At 63.8% G+C, this 18,508-nt stretch carries 13 protein-coding genes; 8 read left to right on the top strand and 5 right to left on the bottom strand.

Annotated elements, in window-relative coordinates:
* Window positions 1-31: 31 nt before the first annotated feature.
* Window positions 32-1,849 carry a DEAD/DEAH box helicase gene (radD, locus tag RVM26_RS00560; protein ID WP_498940171.1) on the bottom strand — a complete coding sequence of 606 codons (1,818 nt, stop codon included), beginning with the start codon at window positions 1,847-1,849 and terminating at the stop codon, window positions 32-34.
* 30 nt (window positions 1,850-1,879) lie between these two features.
* Window positions 1,880-5,806 carry a phosphoribosylformylglycinamidine synthase gene (purL, locus tag RVM26_RS00555; protein ID WP_498940169.1) on the bottom strand — a complete coding sequence of 1,309 codons (3,927 nt, stop codon included), beginning with the start codon at window positions 5,804-5,806 and terminating at the stop codon, window positions 1,880-1,882.
* A gap of 175 nt (window positions 5,807-5,981) precedes the next feature.
* Between purL and mltF the strand changes: the two genes are divergently transcribed.
* Window positions 5,982-7,448, top strand: coding sequence for a membrane-bound lytic murein transglycosylase MltF (mltF, locus tag RVM26_RS00550; RefSeq protein ID WP_287805130.1), 1,467 nt, complete (start codon window positions 5,982-5,984; stop codon window positions 7,446-7,448).
* A gap of 14 nt (window positions 7,449-7,462) precedes the next feature.
* Here mltF and tadA read toward each other — a convergent pair whose 3' ends face one another.
* Entirely contained in the window at window positions 7,463-7,915 is a 453-nt protein-coding gene (gene tadA, locus RVM26_RS00545) for a tRNA adenosine(34) deaminase TadA (protein ID WP_287805137.1), read from the bottom strand.
* Window positions 7,916-8,024: 109 nt separating this feature from the next.
* On the opposite strand from tadA, the gene RVM26_RS00540 reads away from it, so the two are divergent.
* Window positions 8,025-8,846 (top strand): acyl-CoA thioesterase, encoded by an 822-nt coding sequence (locus tag RVM26_RS00540; RefSeq protein ID WP_287805132.1) that lies wholly within the window; start codon window positions 8,025-8,027, stop codon window positions 8,844-8,846.
* 105 nt (window positions 8,847-8,951) lie between these two features.
* Here the strand turns inward: RVM26_RS00540 and RVM26_RS00535 are convergent, their stop codons facing one another.
* Window positions 8,952-10,223 carry a malic enzyme family protein gene (locus RVM26_RS00535; RefSeq protein WP_498940167.1) on the bottom strand — a complete coding sequence of 424 codons (1,272 nt, stop codon included), beginning with the start codon at window positions 10,221-10,223 and terminating at the stop codon, window positions 8,952-8,954.
* 448 nt (window positions 10,224-10,671) lie between these two features.
* Window positions 10,672-10,887 (bottom strand): 50S ribosomal protein L31, encoded by a 216-nt coding sequence (gene rpmE / locus RVM26_RS00530; RefSeq protein ID WP_016916139.1) that lies wholly within the window; start codon window positions 10,885-10,887, stop codon window positions 10,672-10,674.
* Between the two features lie 144 nt (window positions 10,888-11,031).
* On the opposite strand from rpmE, the gene RVM26_RS00525 reads away from it, so the two are divergent.
* From RVM26_RS00525 to RVM26_RS00500, 6 genes are all read left to right on the top strand, one after another.
* Window positions 11,032-13,287, top strand: a complete 2,256-nt coding sequence (locus tag RVM26_RS00525) for a primosomal protein N' (RefSeq protein WP_498940165.1) — start codon at window positions 11,032-11,034, stop codon at window positions 13,285-13,287.
* A gap of 144 nt (window positions 13,288-13,431) precedes the next feature.
* Window positions 13,432-15,117 carry an arginine--tRNA ligase gene (gene argS, locus RVM26_RS00520; protein ID WP_039181646.1) on the top strand — a complete coding sequence of 562 codons (1,686 nt, stop codon included), beginning with the start codon at window positions 13,432-13,434 and terminating at the stop codon, window positions 15,115-15,117.
* Between the two features lie 3 nt (window positions 15,118-15,120).
* Complete coding sequence (locus RVM26_RS00515; protein ID WP_498940163.1) at window positions 15,121-15,903, top strand: SPOR domain-containing protein; 783 nt, start codon at window positions 15,121-15,123, stop codon at window positions 15,901-15,903.
* Between the two features lie 168 nt (window positions 15,904-16,071).
* Window positions 16,072-16,605: an ATP-dependent protease subunit HslV gene (gene hslV / locus RVM26_RS00510; protein ID WP_039181652.1), complete on the top strand. Its 534-nt coding sequence runs from the start codon at window positions 16,072-16,074 to the stop codon at window positions 16,603-16,605.
* A 9-nt stretch (window positions 16,606-16,614) separates the two neighbouring features.
* On the top strand, window positions 16,615-17,937 hold the full coding sequence (hslU, locus tag RVM26_RS00505) for an ATP-dependent protease ATPase subunit HslU (RefSeq protein ID WP_081136344.1): 1,323 nt from the start codon (window positions 16,615-16,617) through the stop codon (window positions 17,935-17,937).
* A gap of 86 nt (window positions 17,938-18,023) precedes the next feature.
* Window positions 18,024-18,452: a gamma-butyrobetaine hydroxylase family protein gene (locus tag RVM26_RS00500; protein WP_498940160.1), complete on the top strand. Its 429-nt coding sequence runs from the start codon at window positions 18,024-18,026 to the stop codon at window positions 18,450-18,452.
* Window positions 18,453-18,508 lie beyond the last annotated feature (56 nt).

Below are 18,508 nucleotides of genomic sequence, written 5' to 3'. Positions count from 1 at the left end.
CAGTTGAAAATGGCAGTGTAACAGCGCTCCATCAATGCGGCATCTCGGCCGCCTCGGCGGCTTTACGATAGCGGCCCTGATAGTCGAACAGCTTGTCGCGGATTTGAAAGTGGCGGCCTACCTTTCTGCCCACCACAAAGTCGGGATGGCGCAGGCGGGACTGGGCAGCCACCACGTCGTCTGGCGTTGCTGGCTGCCACGGCACGCCCGGCGCGCGCAGGTGGGCGCGCAAGAAGACCGCATAAAAGGCGCGGCGCTGGGCGGTAGTCTCCAGGGCAAACCATTCGCTCAGGCTGGCACCGTCTTCGTCATGGTAGGTCACTTTGAGACGCGGCAGGCCGCGCCCGTTGGTGGTCGCCTCCAGCTGCATGCCGCTCACCCGCAGCACTCTGGCGTCCTTGAGCCGCAGCGCTTCCTTGAGCTTGTCATCGGCATCCACCAGCAGCTTCTCGCAGCCATGGCAGCGGCGGGCAGCGATATCGTTCTCTGCCCCGCACGCATCGCAGACCTTGAAGCGAAAGCGAAAGGTGCACTGGCTACGGCGTCCGGCGTCGTCCTCCACCAGCCCCTGGCAGCGGCGGCCAAAATGCTCGATCACCAGCTCGCCGTCGCGCTTGCCCCAGAACAGGTTGGCATGCCCACACTCGGGGCACTCGACCTGCACCGGCTCGCTATCGCTGTCGGGACGCGGCTCGCCTACCTCAGGGGCATAGAGGTCCCAGGGGTTGCCCGCATAATCCAGGATCAGGCACGCCTCCTTGCCTGGCGAGAGGCGCAGTCCGCGCCCCACGATCTGCTGATAGAGACTCACCGACTCGGTGGGGCGCAGGATCGCGATCAGATCCACATGCGGGGCATCGAACCCGGTGGTCAATACCGCCACGTTGACCAGATACTTGAGCTTGCGCGCCTTGAACGCATCGATCAGCACGGTGCGCTCGGCGGAGGCCGTCGCGCCGGTGATCAGCGCGGATTGGTCGGCAGGCAGATACCCCATGATCTCTTCGGCGTGGGCGACCGTCGCGGCAAAAATCATCACGCCCTGGCAGTCGGCCGCCTGCTCGACCACTTGGGCAATGATGCCCGGCGTGGCACGGCTTCCGGCCACCACCCGATTCAGCTCTTCTTCCCGAAACAGTCCGTTGGAAGAGGGAGCAAGCGCCGAGAAGTCGTACCCCTCAATGGCCATGTCCAGCCGCCGAGGGGCGGCCAGAAAGCCCTGCTTGACCATCAGGCGCAGCGGCTGTTCGAACACGCAGTCGGTGAAGAAACTCTCTTCTCCCCCGCGCACCATGCCGTGGTAGTGGCGGTGATAGATAAATCCCTGGCCCAGCCGAAAGGGCGTAGCGGTGAGGCCGAGAATCTTCAGCTGCGGGTTTTGGCGCTGCAGATGGTCGATCACCTGGCGGTAGCTGGAATCCTCCTCCAACGACACCCGATGGCACTCGTCGATTACCAGCAGCGTGAAGCTGGCGTCGTTGAACTGCGCCAGGTTGCGCACCACCGACTGCACCGAGCCAAACACCACCTGCCGACTGGCCTCCTTGCGCTTCAACCCGGCGCTGAAGATATCCGCGACCAGGCCATAGGCCTGGTACTTGGCGTGGTTCTGCTCCACCAGCTCGCGAACGTGGGCCAGCACCAGCACCCGCCCACGAGCCAGCCTCGCCAGCTCGGCAATCACCAGCGACTTGCCGCTGCCCGTGGGCAGCACGACCACCGCCGGGTCGCTGGTGGCGCGAAAGTGGTGAACCACCCGCTTGACCGTTTCCTGCTGGTAGGCGCGCAGCTGCGGCGGCGCATCAGGCGAGAAAGGCGGCCCGGAGGCCGCCTTTTCAGGGTATGTCATGGCACACCATCGCCATGATGCGCCTGCCCATCAACCCAGCCATACCCGCGCATTGCGGAACAGCCGCAGCCAGGCGCCATCCTCGGTCCACTCTGCCGGACGCCAGGAGTTGGTCACTGCCCGCGTCACCCGTTCCGGGTGAGGCATCATGATGGTCACACGGCCATCCGGCGTGGTCAGCCCCGTGATACCCGACGGGGAACCATTGGGGTTGGCCGGATAGCGAGTGGTGACCTGACCGTAATTGTCGATGTACCGCAGGGCAATTTGGCTGCTCGACTGCATGCTGCGCAGGTGCGCCGTATCGCGGAACTCGGCACGCCCTTCGCCGTGGGCCACGGCGATGGGCAGCGTCGAGCCTTCCATGCCGGCCAGCAGAATCGAGGGGCTTTTCTCTACCCGCACCATGGCCACGCGGGCTTCGAACTGCTCGGATTCGTTGCGCACGAAGCTGGGCCAGTTTTCGGCGCCCGGGATCAGCGTCTTGAGCTGAGACAGCATCTGGCAGCCATTGCACACCCCCAGCGAGAAGCTGTCATCCCGGGTGAAGAACGCTGCAAACTGCTCGCGGGCGCGCTCGTTGAACAGCACTGACTTCGCCCAGCCGCCGCCTGCCCCCAGCACGTCACCATAGGAAAAGCCCCCACAGGCCACCAAGCCCTGGAAGGTATCCAGCGAGACACGACCTTCCAGGATGTCGCTCATGTGCACATCCACCGCATCGAACCCGGCCTTGTGGAAGGCCCAGGCCATTTCCACCTGGCCATTGACCCCCTGCTCACGCAGGACGGCCACCGCTGGCTTGGCAGTGTTGACGTAAGGCGCACTGATGTCGTCATTGACATCGAAGGTGGGCGCCGCGCTGAGACCGGGGTCACGCACGTCGAGCAGGTTGTCGAATTCGTTCTTGGCGCATTCGGGGTTATCGCGCAGCGCCTGCAACCGGTAGCTGGTCTCGGCCCAGGTGCGCTGGGTCAGCTGACGGGTGGTTTCCAGCAGCGGCTCTTCGAACAGCGTCACGCGTACCTGATCGTCGTAGCGCGGGCGGGCAATCACGCCGCAGGTTTCGACACCGGCCATGGCGAACTGGGTCAGCACCTCTTCAGTGTGCTCACGGCTTACCTGGATCACCGCCCCCAGCTCTTCAGAGAACAGCGCGTTGAAGGCTTCTACCGGCTCGTCGATCAGCCAGTCGAGCTTGATTTCGAGACCGGCATGACCTGCAAAGGCCATTTCCAGCAGCGTCACCAGCAGGCCGCCGTCGCTACGGTCGTGGTAGGCCAGCAGCTTGCCATCCCGGTTCAGGCCCTGAATGACCTCGAAGAACGCTTTCAGGTCTTCCGGGTCGTCCACGTCGGGGCATTCGTCGCCCACCTGACCATACACCTGCGCCAGCGCCGAGCCGCCAAGGCGATTCTGGCCGTTGCCCAGGTCGATCAGGATCAGATCCGACTCATCCTGCTCCAGGTTGATCTGTGGGGTCAGCGTGGCCAGCGCATCGGTGACCGGTGCAAAGCCAGTGACCACCAGCGACAGCGGCGAGGTGATGCTCTTCTCTTCGGCATCATCGCCCTCCTGCCAGGCGGTACGCATCGACATGGAGTCCTTGCCCACCGGCACGGCGATGCCGAGTGCCGGGCATAGCTCCATGCCCACGGCATGAACGGCGTCATACAGCGCCTGGTTTTCACCGGGGTGATCAGCGGCGCTCATCCAGTTGGCGGAGAGCTTGATGTCCGAGAGCTTGGCGATCGGCGCGGCGGCCAGGTTGGTAATCGCCTCTGCCACCGCCAAACGGGCGCTGGCAGCCGGGTCGATCAGCGCCACCGGCGGGCGCTCGCCCATGGCCATGGCTTCACCGGCATGGGTATCGAAGCTGGCGGTGGTCACTGCCACGTCGGCGACCGGCACCTGCCAGGGGCCGACCATCTGATCACGGGCCACCTGGCCTGTGATCGAACGGTCGCCGATGGTGATCAAAAAGCTTTTCGAGGCCACCGTGGGCAAGCGCAGCACCCGGTCCATGGCTTCGCGCAGGTCCAGGTTATCGAGCATCACGCCGGAAAGCTCGGGCGTCTGACGCTCGAACGAGCGGGTCATCTTCGGCGGCTTGCCGAACAGCACGCTCATGGGCAAATCGACGGGTTTGGTTTCGAAGTGGCCATCGCGCACTTCCAGATGGTGCTCTGCCTGGGCTTCGCCCACTACCGCGTAGGGGCAGCGCTCGCGTTTGCACAGCGCATCGAAGGTATCGAGGTCTTCCGGGGCCACGGCCAGCACGTAACGTTCCTGGGCTTCGTTGCACCAGATTTCCAGCGGGCTCATGCCCGGCTCGGCGTTGGGCACCGCACGCAGGTCGAACAGGCCGCCACGGTTACCGTCCTTGACCAGCTCCGGCAACGCATTGGAGAGGCCACCGGCACCCACGTCGTGGATGAAGCGAATGGGGTTTTTCTCACCCATTGCCCAGCAGCGGTCGATCACTTCCTGGGCGCGGCGCTCGATTTCCGGGTTTTCCCGCTGCACCGAGGCGAAATCCAGATCGGCGCTCGATTCCCCCGACGCCATGCTGGACGCCGCACCGCCGCCCAGACCGATCAGCATCGCCGGGCCGCCCATGACGATCAGCTTGCCGCCTACCGGAATCTCGCCCTTCTGGACGTGCTGGGCACGAATGTTGCCGTACCCACCGGCAATCATGATCGGCTTGTGGTAACCGCGACGCTCGATGCCATTGGCACTGAGGGCATCCTGCTCGTAGGTGCGGAAGTAGCCGGTCAGGTTGGGGCGGCCGAACTCGTTATTGAAGGCCGCGCCACCAATCGGGCCTTCCAGCATGATGTTGAGCGCCGACTGCATGCGCTCGGGCTTGCCGTAATCGAAGGCCTCCCAGGGCTGCACGAACTCGGGGATACGCAGGTTTGAAACGGTGAAACCCGCCAGGCCCGCCTTCGGCTTGCCGCCCATACCGGTGGCGCCTTCATCGCGAATCTCGCCGCCGGAGCCGGTGGCCGCCCCCGGGAAAGGCGCAATCGCCGTGGGGTGGTTGTGGGTTTCCACCTTCATCAGGATATGGATGGGCTCCTGATGAGCATCGTAGAGAGCGCGTTCACCCTCTGCACCGGTCAGCGGCGTGGGGAAGAAGCGACCGCCGTGGCTGCCCTTGATCACCGCCGCGTTGTCACTGTAGGCCGACAGCACGTTGTCCGGTGAGGTCGCAAAGGTGTTCTTGATCATTTTGAACAGCGAATGGCTCTGGGCTTCGCCGTCGATGATCCAGTCCGCGTTGAAAATCTTGTGGCGGCAGTGCTCCGAGTTCGCCTGGGCAAACATCATCAGCTCCACGTCGCTGGGGTTGCGCCCCAGCTCGACGAAGGCCGCCACCAGATAGTCGATCTCGTCGTCTGCCAGCGCCAGGCCCAGCTCCCGGTTGGCGACTTCCAGCGCGGCACGCCCGCCCTCCAGAATATCCACGCTGCCCAGTGGTGCCGGTGAGTGGTGGGCAAACAGCTGGCTGGCCGCCACCGTGTCGGCCAGCACGTTTTCGGTCATGCGGTCGTGGAGCAGTGCGCCGATGGCGTCCCACTGCTCTGCCGTGGCCGTGCCACGCAATGCAACACGGTAGTCGACGCCGCGCTCGATGCGCTGGATCTGGCTCAGCCCGCAGTTATGGGCGATGTCCGTGGCTTTGGAAGACCAGGGCGACTGGGTGCCCAGGCGCGGCACCACCAGGAAACGCAGGGCTTGTTCGAGGGGTTCCTGGGCGGCTTGGCTGCCGTAATCGAGCAGCCTGGCCAGCCGTTCCTGGGAGGCGGTATCGAGCTCTTCGTGGTGGTCAATGAAGTGGACGTAGTGGGCGGACAGCGCTTCCACCTCTGGAACACATTCACGCAACACCGTTAGCAGCCGTTCATGACGGAAGGCAGAAAGGGCGGGCGCGCCTCGAAGTTCGAGCATATCTGGGAGCCTCTAAAGCAGGAAGAGTCGAGCAGGAAATCACCGGGCCGCTAAGCGACCGACACACGGACTGCGCACTATGATACTGGAAAGCGGCGGCCACACGAAATCAACAAGGTGACACGGCGATAAAGGCTGGGTATCGTGGCAGCTCGTTCCACGCCGACAAGACATCATGCCGACATTGATTTGCCGACATTTTAGCGCCTTTTATCGGGCATATTTCGCGATGATCGCGACTTTGTTGCTGGTTTTGATCCCGCGCCCATCGACCTTTCCCGACGGCGAACACCTCACCCACGTGCTGGCCAAAGACTTCATCACCGTACATACCCGCAATACGCCCACCACCTACTACGAAGGCCGCCAGGGGCCAACCGGGTTCGAATACGAACTGATGCACCGCTTTGCGGACTCCCTCGGGGTCAGCCTCAATCTGAATGCCAGCCACCACCCGGACGGCGTCTTGCCTGCCGTGCGCGAACAGGGTGACCTGGGGGCAGCCGCGCTGCCGCTGATGGCCGATACCCCCGGCATTCACTACACGCGCCCGATCATCGAGATGCAGCCACTGGTGGTCTATCGGCGCGGCCTGTATGGCATCAACGCACCCGAAGACCTCGTCGGCTTGTCCATCGGCACGCTGAGCGAAGCGGGCACCAGCGATGCTCTGAAAGCCCTGCAAAGCGACTATCCCAACCTGAGCTGGAAGGAGTCCAACGAACTGGAAGTGGCCGAGCTGATGGCCCAAGTCGAGAACGGCACCCTGGATGCGGCCATCATCTTCGACCACCAGTTCCGCCTGAACCGGCTGTTCTTTCCCAATGTCGAACGCGGTTTCTATCTGGGCGAGCCCCTCTCGCTGGTCTGGGCGCTGCCCAGCGGCCGAGGGCTGGGTCTACTCGGCGCGGCCAACCAGTTCCTGCAGGAGCTGCATGAAAACGGCACCCTGGACCGCCTGATCAGCCGCTATTTTGGCCATGACGATTACCTGGAGTACGTGGGCACGCGCACGTTTCTGGACCACCTGGATGAACGCCTGCCCCGCTACACCGAGCTCTTCAAGCAGGCCGCCCGAGACACGGGGTTCGACTGGAAACTGCTGGCCGCCGTGGGCTACCAGGAATCCCACTGGGACCCTAACGCCGTCTCCCCCACGGGGGTGCGGGGCCTGATGATGCTGACCAACCCTACAGCCAGCGAGATGGGCGTTTCGGACCGCACCGATGCCGCCCAGAGCATCGACGGCGGAGCCCGCTATCTGCGCAGCATCAAGGACCGCTTACCGGACAGCATCACCGGCGAAGACCGCCTCTATATGGCCATGGCTGCTTATAACGTGGGGCTTGGCCACCTTTATGATGCCCGCAACATTGCCGAACGACGCGGCGGCAACCCCAACCTGTGGCAGGACGTGCGTGCCGCGCTACCGCTGCTGCAGCAACGCGAGTGGCATAGCCAGACGCGCCACGGGTACGCCCGTGGCGGGGAGCCGGTGATCTACGTGCGCAACATTCGCCGCTACTACGAAATGATCGAATACGTGGAGCGCAGTCGACAGCAGTTTTTCCAACTGGAGCAGACACCGGCCAGTGAAGAGCCGCTGCTGCTGTTCGAGATCGTGCCGCCGCTCACCCCGTGATACCGGGGACGGCGCTAGCGCTTGTCGGCAAAGAACTGCTTGAGCAGCTTCTTGGCTTGCGCCGCCAGCACCCCGCCGGTGACGTCGATATGGTGATTGAACCAAGGCTGGGCGAGCAGATTGGCCTTTGACTCCACCATTCCCGCCCGTGGCTCGGCGGCAGCGTACACCAGCCGCTGAATGCGGGCATGCACCATGGTGCCGGTGCACATCATGCAGGGCTCCAGGGTCACGTAGAGCGTACAGCCCTCCAGACGGTAGTTGCCCAGCCGCTGCCCGGCATCGCGCAGCGCACGCACTTCCGCATGGCCACTGGGGTCGCAGCTGGACAGCGGCGCATTGTGGCCCACCCCGACGATCTCCCCCTCGGCGTCTACCACCACGGCCCCCACCGGTACCTCTCCGGCGGCCATCGCCAGGTGCGCCTGGTCCAGCGCGCGGTGCATGTAAAATTCATCGCTGCGTATCAAGACAAACTCCGTTAAGGTAGCGAAACGATCGTTTCAATGACGTGATCGCCAAACGCTGAGGGCGGCCTCCTCAGTGATCAAGCAGACAGCACCAAGGATACCGAGAATGAACGATGCGCTGAAGTCACTGGTTAGCTTGCTGGAGCTGGAACCCCTGGAAGAGACGCTGTTTCGCGGCCAAAGCCAGGACCTCGGGTTTCCCCAGCTGTACGGAGGGCAGGTACTTGGCCAGGCGCTGGCCGCCGCCGCCCACACCGTCCCCGAGGAGCGTCGCCCTCACTCCCAGCACGGCTACTTTCTGCGCCCCGGCGACCCCCATCGCCCGGTGGTCTACCAGGTCGATACCATTCGCGACGGCGGCAGCTTCACCACCCGCCGAGTCACCGCCATTCAAAAGGGGCGGCCCATCTTCTTCTGCAGCGCCTCGTTTCAAAGCCCTGAAGAGAGCATCAGCCATCAGCGCGCCATGCCTGACGTGCCCACGCCCGAAGCGCTGCTGGAGAGCGGTGACGCCAAACATGCCCGTTTCCCGGGCCACCCCATCGAGTTCCTGCACCTGAAGAACAATCCGGACAGCGCCTCGCCTGCCGGGCAGTGCCTATGGTTCCGGTTCGCGGGCGGCCCGCTGCCCGACGACCCCGCGCTGCATCGCCACCTGCTCTCCTACGCGTCGGACTTCAACCTGCTGACCACCGGGTTGATCCCTCACGGCATCAAGTACACGGACCCGAAGCTGCGTATCGCCAGCCTCGACCACGCGCTGTGGCTGCACGAAGATACGCGGCTGGACGAGTGGCTGCTGTACGCCATCGACTCTCCCTGGAGCGGCAGTGCCAGAGGGCTGGCGCGAGGCCATATCTATCGCCGCGATGGGCAGCTGATTGCCTCGACGGCACAAGAGGGGCTGGTGCGCTACCCGCTCACCTGACGCCCGGCACCTACATGAACACGAACACCACACACGGCAACGCCCGCAGAAAGCGGGCGTTGATGTCATGACGTCTCGAACAGCCAATCACGTGTCGAGCGGCACTCAACCGCCGTAGACATCGTTGATGGTCTTGAGCGGATAGTGCGCCGGGTAGGGCTTGCGGGCAACCCCGGAGTCCACCGCTGCTTGGGCCACCGCCGAGGAAACACGCGCCAGCAGGCGAATATCGACCGGCGTGGGGATGATGTACTCACGACCAAAACTCATCTCGGTACGCTCGTAGGCGTTCAGCACTTCCTGGGGCACCGGCTCGCGGGCCAGATCTTTCAGCGCATGCACAGCGGCCAGCTTCATCGCTTCATTGATGCGCGTGGCGCGTACGTCCAGGGCACCACGGAAGATGAACGGGAAGCCCAGCACGTTGTTGACCTGGTTCGGGAAGTCCGAGCGGCCAGTGGCCATGATGACGTCCGGGCGCGCTGCCCGAGCCACCTCCGGATGAATCTCCGGGTCCGGGTTGGTGCAAGCAAAAATGACCGGATCCGCCGCCATCTTCTTCACCTGCTCGGCAGACAGCAGCCCGGGGCCAGACAGGCCGATGAACACGTCGGCACCGTCGATGGCATCGTCCAGGGTGCGCATGTCGGTATCACGGGCGAACTCCGCTTTGTACTCGTTGATGCCGTCACGCTCAGTGTGAATGACGCCACGACGATCCAGCATCACTAAGTTCTCTTTCTTAGCACCGCAGGAGATCAGCAGGCGCATGCAGGCAATAGCAGCCGCCCCTGCGCCCATGCAGACGATCTTCACGTCTTCGATGCGCTTGCCAGCGATTTCCAAGGCATTCAGCATCCCGGCAGCGGTGACGATGGCCGTACCGTGCTGGTCGTCATGAAACACGGGAATGCTGCAGCGCTCGATCAGCGCCTTTTCGATTTCGAAACACTCGGGGGCCTTGATGTCTTCCAGGTTGATACCGCCCCAGGTGTCGGCAATGCGGGCAACGGTGTCGATAAACGCCTGCGGGCTTTCAGCGTCTACTTCGATATCAACGGAGTTAATGCCCGCGAAGCACTTGAACAGCACGCCCTTGCCTTCCATCACCGGCTTGCTGGCCAGCGGCCCCAGGTTACCCAGGCCCAGAATCGCACTGCCGTCCGAAATAACCGCGACCAGATTACCCTTGCCGGTATAACGGTACGCATTTTCCGCTTCGCGAGCGATTTCGCGAACCGGCTCAGCCACGCCTGGGCTATACGCTAGCGCCAAATCCCGAGCTGTCGCGGTGGGCTTGGTCAACTCCACGGAAAGCTTACCGGGGATCGGCTTAGCGTGATAATCCAAAGCTGCCTGCTTGTTTGCATCCGTCATGGTCAAGGTCCAATCAGCCTAAAGTAGAAAAGTCATATCAGAATATAGAAAAAACCCAAGCGTCTCAAGCAGCTAGTCAACCAACCCACGAAACGTGCGTTTTCGCGACTTTTCCCACCCATTCGGAACTTTTCAGCTTTATTTGCTGCAACTTATGCGTAGCACCCTGACCCATAACGGTTTCGTTATGGTGCACTGCAGCATAAGCTGGAAATAGATTCCAAAACGACGCACGGACTTATCCACAGTCGCCGCGCAATAGCGGCTGTGGGCAACGTCGCGACAGAAGGCTCAGGACCTTGGCTTCATCACACAGCGTTCGGCCAGCGTTCAGATGCCAGTGCCGCCAGGGAGCGGCAAAATAAGGCAGGGACAAAAAACCCACGCCGTAGCGTGGGTTTTTGCACAGGACACATAGCGTGCCTGCGATGGGCTGAATCCGTCGGGATCAGCCGCGCTTGACTGCAGCGCCAAAACGCTTGTTGAAGCGTTCTACGCGGCCACCAGTGCTCGCCTGCTTCTGCTTGCCCGTGTAGAAGGGGTGGCAGTTGGAGCATACGTCCAGAGAGAAGTCCTGACCAGAAGTAGAACCAACCTGGAAGCTGGCACCGCAAGAGCAGTTGGCGGTGACCGTGTTGTAATTCGGGTGGATACCTTGTTTCATCTTGAGCCTCATGAGCTATATGCCGCCACCTGATCCGCTGCCAGGCACCGCATACGGGTGTGAAAAACTGCTAACCGGTTAACCGCTCGATCCGATAGATTGAGAGCGGCCGCGCATTCTAGCAAACTAAACGCCGGAGGCCAATTGTCTGATTCTGTTTCTTCCCCACCCGCCACGGCAGAGCGTGCTCCGGGCGCTTTCCAGGTGCTGAAAGTGGCCCTGCCATCGCCGCTGCGTCGCCTGTTCGACTACCTGCCAGCACCCCGCGCGCCCGCCTGCGGCTGGCTGCCGGGGCTGCGGGTGCGGGTACCGTTTGGCCGCCGCGACGTGGTGGGGGTCGTCGTCTCTCTGGCTTCCGGCAGCGAACTGCCCCGCGCCCAGCTGCGCGCGGTCAGTGAAGCACTGGACGACGCGCCGCTCCCCGAAGACTGGCAGTGGCTGTGCCAGTTCACCGCCCGCTATTACCAGCACAGCCTGGGCGACACCATGCAGCACGCCATGCCCGCACGCCTGCGCCAGGGCCACCCCATGGCGGGCCGCACGCAAACCCTGTGGCATGCGCGTCAGGGCGATGACACGCCGCTACAGCGCGCGCCGCGGCAGGCCGAGCTCTACCGCTTGTTGCGCCAGCACCCCCACGGGCTGGCAGGGCGGGCCATCAGTGCCCACGGGTTCACCCGTGAACAGCTCCAGGCGCTGCAAAAAAAGGGCCTGGCCGAACCCCAGGAGATCACCCTGACGGCGGGGCAGCCCGTCTCCGGCAGCTTGCTGGCAACGCCGTCATTACCCCTCAACCGTGAGCAGGCCACGGCCCTGGCGGCGCTGCACGAAAAGCTGGACGACTACCACCCGTGCCTGCTGGAGGGCGTGACCGGCAGCGGCAAGACCGAAGTCTACCTGCAGTTGATCGAGGCGCTGGCCGCCAAGGGCAAACAATCGCTGGTGCTGGTACCCGAAATCGGCCTGACACCGCAAACCCTGGCGCGTTTCAAGAGCCGCTTCCGGGTACCCGTGGTGGCCCTGCATTCAGGCCTCACCGACCCGGAGCGCCTGGACGTCTGGGAAGCCGCCGCCAGCGGGCGCGCCATGGTCATCATCGGCACCCGCTCGGCCATTTTCACACCGCTGGCCAACCCTGGCGCGATCATCGTCGACGAGGAGCACGATGGCTCTTACAAGCAGCACGACGGGCTTCGTTACCACGCCAGGGATCTCGCCGTGGCCCGGGCACACCACCACCAGATCCCACTGCTGCTGGGCAGCGCCACCCCTTCACTGGAAAGCCTTCAGCAAGCGCTCTCGGGCGTCTATCGGCACCTGCGCCTGACCCAGCGCCCCAGCCGCCACCCGCCCGCCAAACTGGAACTCCTGGACATGCGCCATCAGCATCGCCAGGGAGGCCTGCTGCCCGGCGCGCTGCAAGCCATCCGCCAGACGCTGAAAGCCGGCAAGCAGGCGCTGGTCTTCATCAACCGGCGCGGCTTCGCCCCTAGCCTGGCGTGCCACAGCTGTGGCTGGCTGGCAGAATGCCATCAGTGCGATGCCCGCATGACGCTGCACAGGCAGCCCCCTCTGCTGGCCTGCCACCACTGCGACAGCCGACGCGCCCTGCCCGCCGCCTGCCCAGAGTGCGGCAGCGGCGACCTGCGCGCGCTGGGGAGCGGCACCGAACGTACCGAAGAGACCCTGCAGGGGCTCTTTCCTGACACCGTCGTGCACCGCATCGACCGCGACAGTACCCGCAAGAAAGAGAGCTTCGAGCAGGTGCTCAAGGAGATCCATCGCGGTGAACCCTGCCTGCTGGTGGGCACACAAATGCTGGCCAAGGGCCACCACTTGCCCCACGTCACCCTCGTGGTGGTGGTCAATGCCGATGGCGGCCTTTATGCCGCCGACTTCCGCGCGCTGGAGCATAGCGCCCAGCTGCTGGAGCAGGTGGCTGGCCGAGCCGGGCGGGCCGCTCATCCAGGCCGCGTGCTGGTGCAGACCCTGCACCCCGACGACCCCCATCTGGGCCAGCTGGCCGAACATGGCTATGGCGCCCTGGCCCGCAACCTGCTGGAAGAACGAAGGCTGGCACAGCTTCCCCCGTTCTGTTTCATGGCGCTACTGCGCGTCGAAAGCCCCCAGGAGCCTGCTGCCATGGCGCTGGCTCAGCAGGCTGCACAGGCCTTGCGCCAGTGGCTCACGGATGCCAACCTGCCGGTACGCTGCCTGGGGCCAGTGCCAGCCCCCATGGAGCGCCGCCAGAATCGCTACCATCTGCACGTCATGATCACGGCCCAGAAACGCAGCCACCGACACACGGCGGCCCACTGGCTGGTACAGTGGCTGGAAGCTCATCGCGATGCGCGCAAGGTGCGCTGGTCCGTGGACATCGACCCGCAAACACTGGCCTAGCCATGACAACGCCCGCGACGCCCAGCCTGCCCCGGCCTGGAATACGGCTTTGAAACTGCGCGCCAATTGCCGATAATGGCCGTTTTGACGCTGCACCATTTGGGCGCTTGCACACGCCGCCACCGAAGACACCCGGATATTGACATGAAAGACACGATTATTGCTTTGCTCGAAGGCGCCGTTGATGCGCTCAAACACCAAGGCGTGCTGCCCAACGATGTACAGCCGGTCATCAAGGTCGACCCCACCAAGGACAAAGCCCACGGCGACTACGCCACCAACCTGGCCCTGATGCTGGCCAAACCTGCCAGCATGAAGCCCCGAGAGCTGGCCGACGCCCTGGTAGCCGCCCTGCCCGCCAGCGACGCCATTCAGAAAACCGACATCGCAGGCCCCGGCTTCATCAACTTCTTTGCCGCCGCCGATGCCGCCGCCCAGATCGTTGCCCAGGTACTGGATAGCGGCGACGCTTTTGGTCGCAGCCTGATCGGCAAGGGTGAAAAAGTGCAGGTGGAGTTCGTCTCGGCCAACCCCACGGGCCCGCTGCACGTGGGCCACGGTCGCGGCGCCGCGATTGGGGACTGCCTCTGCCGCCTGCTGGAAGCCAGCGGCTATGACGTCACTCGGGAGTTCTACTACAACGACGCGGGCGCGCAAATCAACAACCTCGCGCTCTCCGTCCAGGCCCGTGCCAAGGGGCTGGGCCCCGAGGACGAAAGCTGGCCTGCCGATGGCTATCGCGGTGAATACATCGTCGATGTGGCCAACGATTACATGGCTGGCAAGACGGTCACCGCCGACGACCGCAAGGTGACGGCCAAGGCCGATGCCGACGACCTGGAAGCCATTCAGGCGTTCGCCGTGGCCTGGCTGCGCCGCGAACAGGATCTGGACCTCAAGGCCTTCGGCGTCGAATTCGACGTCTACTTCCTCGAATCCTCTCTCTACGAGGACGGCAAGGTCGAGGCCACTGTCGAGTCCCTGGTCGCCAACGGCCACACCTACGAGCAGGATGGCGCGCTGTGGCTGCGCACCACCGACTTCGGCGACGACAAGGACCGCGTCATGCGCAAGCGTGAAGGCGGCTACACCTACTTCCTGCCCGACGTGGCCTACCACCTGAACAAGTGGCAGCGCGGCTTCAAGACCGTGATCAACGAACAGGGCGCCGACCACCACTCTACCGTTACCCGCGTACGTGCGGGCTTGCAGGCACTCGGCGTGGGCATTCCGCAGGGCTGGCCCGACTACGTGCTGCACCAGATGGTCATGGTGACCCGGTCGGGCGTGGAAGTGAAACTGTCCAAGCGTGCAGGCAGCTACGTCACCATACGCGACCTGATCGACGAAGTCGGCCGCGATGCCACCCGCTTCTTCCTGGCCGCGCGCCGCGCCGACTCGCAGTTGACCTTCGATATCGACCTGGCGCGCTCCCAGTCCAACGACAACCCGGTGTACTACATCCAGTATGCCCATGCTCGGGTATGCAGCATGCTGCGCAAGGCCGAAGAGGCAGGCCAGCCCTTCGACCACGGCGTGGCAATGGCCAACCTGGCGCTGCTGGACAGCGATCAGGAAAAAGCCGTGCTCAACCGCCTGGCCCGCTACCCGGAAGTGGTCGAACATGCGACCCGCAATCGCGAGCCCCAGCAGGTGGCCCAGTATCTGCTGGATCTGGCGGGCGACTTCCACACCTGCTACAACGCCGTCAAGGTCATGGTCGAAGACGACACGCTGCGCAACACCCGCCTGGCGCTCGGTCTGGCCACGCGTCAGGTGCTGCGCAACGGGCTGGATCTGATGGGGGTCAGTGCCCCAGAGGAGATGTAATTCATGGCCAGCCCGCGTAACAAGCCGTCCCGTCGAGGCGCCACCTCGCAGCGTAAATCTGCTCGCCGCTCCGGCGACGGGTGGCGTATTCCCGGCTGGCTGTGGGGGGTGGCCGGAGTGGCCGCTGGCTTCTTCCTGGCGCAGCATCAGCACGGCACCGCCCCGTGGCAGGAGCAGAGCAGCACGCCCCAGGCCACGGTGCTGCCCAAGCCCTCCAGCGATGAGCGCGGGGACGCCCAGGGCACTAGGCAGGCAGCCTCGGCAGAGCCTGCCATGCCCACCTTCGAGTTCTACACGCTGCTTCCCGAAACCGAAGTCATCGCTCCGGGCGGCGCCATTCCGGCCAATATCACTCGGCCGGAAATCGCCGAGACTGCCGCAGAGGCCGCCAGCGACCCAGCAGCCTCGGACGACACGTCGCCAGGCGACACCGGCAGCAGCGCCAACGACCCGATTGCTCAGGTCATTGCCGCCAACACGCGGCCCAACGAACAGGCCGCCGTGGCAGCTACCCAGCCGCCTGCCGCCGCCAGCACCAGTGCCAGCACGCCGAACCGCTACGTGCTGCAGGCCGCCTCGTTTCGCGACCTCAGCGACGCCGAGCAGCTGCGCGGCCGGCTGCGCAACCTGAGCTTGCTGGCTCAGATCAGCGAAGTGCAGGCCAATGGCGACACCTGGCACCGTGTACAGGTAGGTCCTTACGAGGATACCCGAGAGCTGAACCGCGCTCAGGACCTGATGAACACCCAAGGGATCGACCCCCTGCTGATACAGCTGCAGAACTGAGCTATCCCCCTGACCGCGCCTGAAGGCGCGGTTTTATCACCTGGCTTTCTCGAGCGGGCGGTTGATTTTTCATCAGCTGCCCGCATTTTGTTGGGAATCGCTTTTTTACGGTCACCCGACGTGGCCGATCAGTCATCGGGAGCGCGTCTCCCCCAAGGAGTTATCTCCATGACCACCATTGTCTCCGTTCGCCGCGGTAACCAGGTCGCCCTCGCTGGCGACGGCCAAGTGTCGCTGGGCAACACCGTGATGAAAGGCAACGCCAGCAAGGTTCGCCGCCTGTATCGCGGCAAGGTACTGGCCGGTTTTGCCGGCGGCACTGCGGATGCCTTTACCCTGTTCGAACGTTTCGAAGCTCAGCTGGAGAAGTATCAGGGCCATCTCACCAAGGCGGCCGTGGAGCTTGCCAAGGATTGGCGCACCGACCGCGCCCTGCGCCGTCTGGAAGCACTGCTGGCCGTGGCCGACCACAGCGCCTCGCTGATCATCACCGGCAACGGTGACGTGGTCGAACCCGAACGCGGCATCATCGCCATCGGCTCGGGGGGCAACTTCGCCCAGGCCAGCGCTCGCGCGCTGCTCGAGAACACCGATCTCTCCGCCCGTGAAATCACCGAAAAATCCCTGCAAATCGCGGGTGACATCTGCGTATTCACTAACCACCACGTCACGCTCGAAGAGCTGAACATCGACGACCGTTGAGGCCCCTTTATGACTCAGATGACACCCCGTGAAATCGTCCATGCGCTGGACCAGTACATCATCGGCCAGCAGGATGCCAAACGCGCCGTCGCCATTGCGCTGCGCAACCGCTGGCGGCGCATGCAGCTCGACGATGACCTGCGCCCGGAAGTCACCCCCAAGAACATTCTGATGATCGGCCCCACCGGCGTGGGTAAAACCGAAATCGCTCGCCGCCTGGCCAAACTGGCCCGTGCGCCCTTCATCAAGGTCGAAGCCACCAAGTTCACGGAAGTGGGCTACGTGGGTCGCGACGTGGAGTCGATCATCCGCGACCTGATGGAAGCCGCCATCAAGATGGTGCGCGAGCACGCCAAGGAAGAAGTCGGCCACCGCGCAGAAGATGCCGCCGAAGACCGCGTTCTCGATGCGCTGCTGCCGCCGCCCCGCGGCCAGGAAGAGCAGCCCCGGGACGATAGCAGCACGCGCCAGCTGTTCCGCAAGAAACTGCGCGAAGGCCAGCTGGACGACAAGGAAATCGACATCGAAATCACCGCCCAGAGCCAGGGCATCGACATCATGACGCCGCCGGGCATGGAGGAGATGACCAGCCAGCTGCAGAGCCTGTTCTCCAACATGGGCCAGCAAAAGCGTGAAAAGCGTCGCGTCACCGTCAAGGAAGCCCTGGTGCTGCTGCGTGACGAGGAAGCGGGCAAGCTGGTCAACGAAGAGGAGATCAAGGCTCGTGCCGTCGAGGCGGTCGAACAGCACGGTATCGTCTTCCTGGACGAGATCGACAAGGTGGCCAAGGGCAGCGGCCAGTCCAGCGGTGGAGAAGTGTCACGCGAGGGCGTTCAGCGCGACCTGCTGCCGCTGATCGAAGGCTCCACGGTGTCGACCAAATATGGCATGGTGAAGACCGACCATATCCTGTTCATCGCCTCCGGTGCTTTCCACCTGGCGCGGCCTTCCGACCTGATCCCCGAGCTACAGGGTCGTTTGCCCATTCGCGTGGAGCTGGACGCACTCACTCCCGGAGACTTCAAGCGCATCCTCACCGAGCCTTCCGCCTCGCTGACCAAGCAGTATCAGGCACTGCTGGGCACCGAAGGGCTGGACGTGGAGTTCACTCCCGACGGCATCGAACGCATCGCGGAGATCTCCTGGCAGGTCAACGAAGGCACCGAGAACATCGGCGCGCGCCGTCTGCACACGGTCATGGAGCGGCTGCTGGAAGAAGCCTCGTTCAAGGGCGGCGATATGGATAGCCCGCTGGTGATCGATGCAGATTACGTCAACGCGCAGCTGGGAGAACTGGCGGTAGACGAAGATCTCTCCCGCTATATTCTGTAACGTCTGCCGCACCCCGACACCTGGCCACCCCGGCCAGGTGTCACTCGTGCCTGAACGACGTCACGCCAACCATGAGCGCCCCGACCATGAACGCCTCCAACACCCACACGTCTACCCACACGCCCTCTACCACCGACGCCCCGGTCCCCACCCGAGTGCACTACCACAAGCAGGCCCGCGAGCTGGAACTCGGCTACGCCTCGGGCGACACCTACCGGCTGCCCGTGGAGCTGCTGCGCGTCTACTCTCCCTCTGCCGAAGTGCGTGGCCACGGTGGCGACACGGCGGTCCTGCAAGTAGGCAAGAAAGACATCGGCCTGCAGAACATCACCCAGGCGGGCAACTACGCTCTCAAGCTGCACTTCGACGATGGCCACGACAGCGGCCTCTACAGCTGGAACTACCTGCACGACCTCGCGACGCATCAACACGCCTACTGGAACAACTACCTTGAGCGGCTGGAAGCAGCAGGCGCCTCCCGCGAGCCTGCGGGCATTCAATTCAAGCAGCTGTGACGCCGCGCCCCAGGTGAAGCGCAGACAAAGCAGGCTCGAGAAGGCTACAATGTTGC

The sequence above is a fragment of the Halomonas sp. KM072 genome (assembly GCF_050710315.1).
Lineage (GTDB): Bacteria > Pseudomonadota > Gammaproteobacteria > Pseudomonadales > Halomonadaceae > Vreelandella > Vreelandella hamiltonii.
Note: the sequence above shows the minus strand (reverse complement) of the source record. Positions and strands in the feature narration are given on the sequence as shown.

Excerpts from the sequence above, each read along its gene's own strand:
- radD (WP_498940171.1), bottom strand. The coding sequence starts at position 1,849 with ATGACATACCCTGAAAAGGCGGCCTCCGGGCCGCCTTTCTCGCCTGAT.
- purL (WP_498940169.1), bottom strand. The coding sequence starts at position 5,806 with ATGCTCGAACTTCGAGGCGCGCCCGCCCTTTCTGCCTTCCGTCATGAA.
- hslU (WP_081136344.1), top strand. The coding sequence starts at position 16,615 with ATGACTCAGATGACACCCCGTGAAATCGTCCATGCGCTGGACCAGTAC.
- RVM26_RS00500 (WP_498940160.1), top strand. The coding sequence starts at position 18,024 with ATGAACGCCTCCAACACCCACACGTCTACCCACACGCCCTCTACCACC.
- mltF (WP_287805130.1), top strand. The coding sequence starts at position 5,982 with ATGCCGACATTGATTTGCCGACATTTTAGCGCCTTTTATCGGGCATAT.
- RVM26_RS00535 (WP_498940167.1), bottom strand. The coding sequence starts at position 10,223 with ATGACGGATGCAAACAAGCAGGCAGCTTTGGATTATCACGCTAAGCCG.
- RVM26_RS00515 (WP_498940163.1), top strand. The coding sequence starts at position 15,121 with ATGGCCAGCCCGCGTAACAAGCCGTCCCGTCGAGGCGCCACCTCGCAG.
- RVM26_RS00540 (WP_287805132.1), top strand. The coding sequence starts at position 8,025 with ATGAACGATGCGCTGAAGTCACTGGTTAGCTTGCTGGAGCTGGAACCC.
- hslV (WP_039181652.1), top strand. The coding sequence starts at position 16,072 with ATGACCACCATTGTCTCCGTTCGCCGCGGTAACCAGGTCGCCCTCGCT.
- rpmE (WP_016916139.1), bottom strand. The coding sequence starts at position 10,887 with ATGAAACAAGGTATCCACCCGAATTACAACACGGTCACCGCCAACTGC.
- argS (WP_039181646.1), top strand. The coding sequence starts at position 13,432 with ATGAAAGACACGATTATTGCTTTGCTCGAAGGCGCCGTTGATGCGCTC.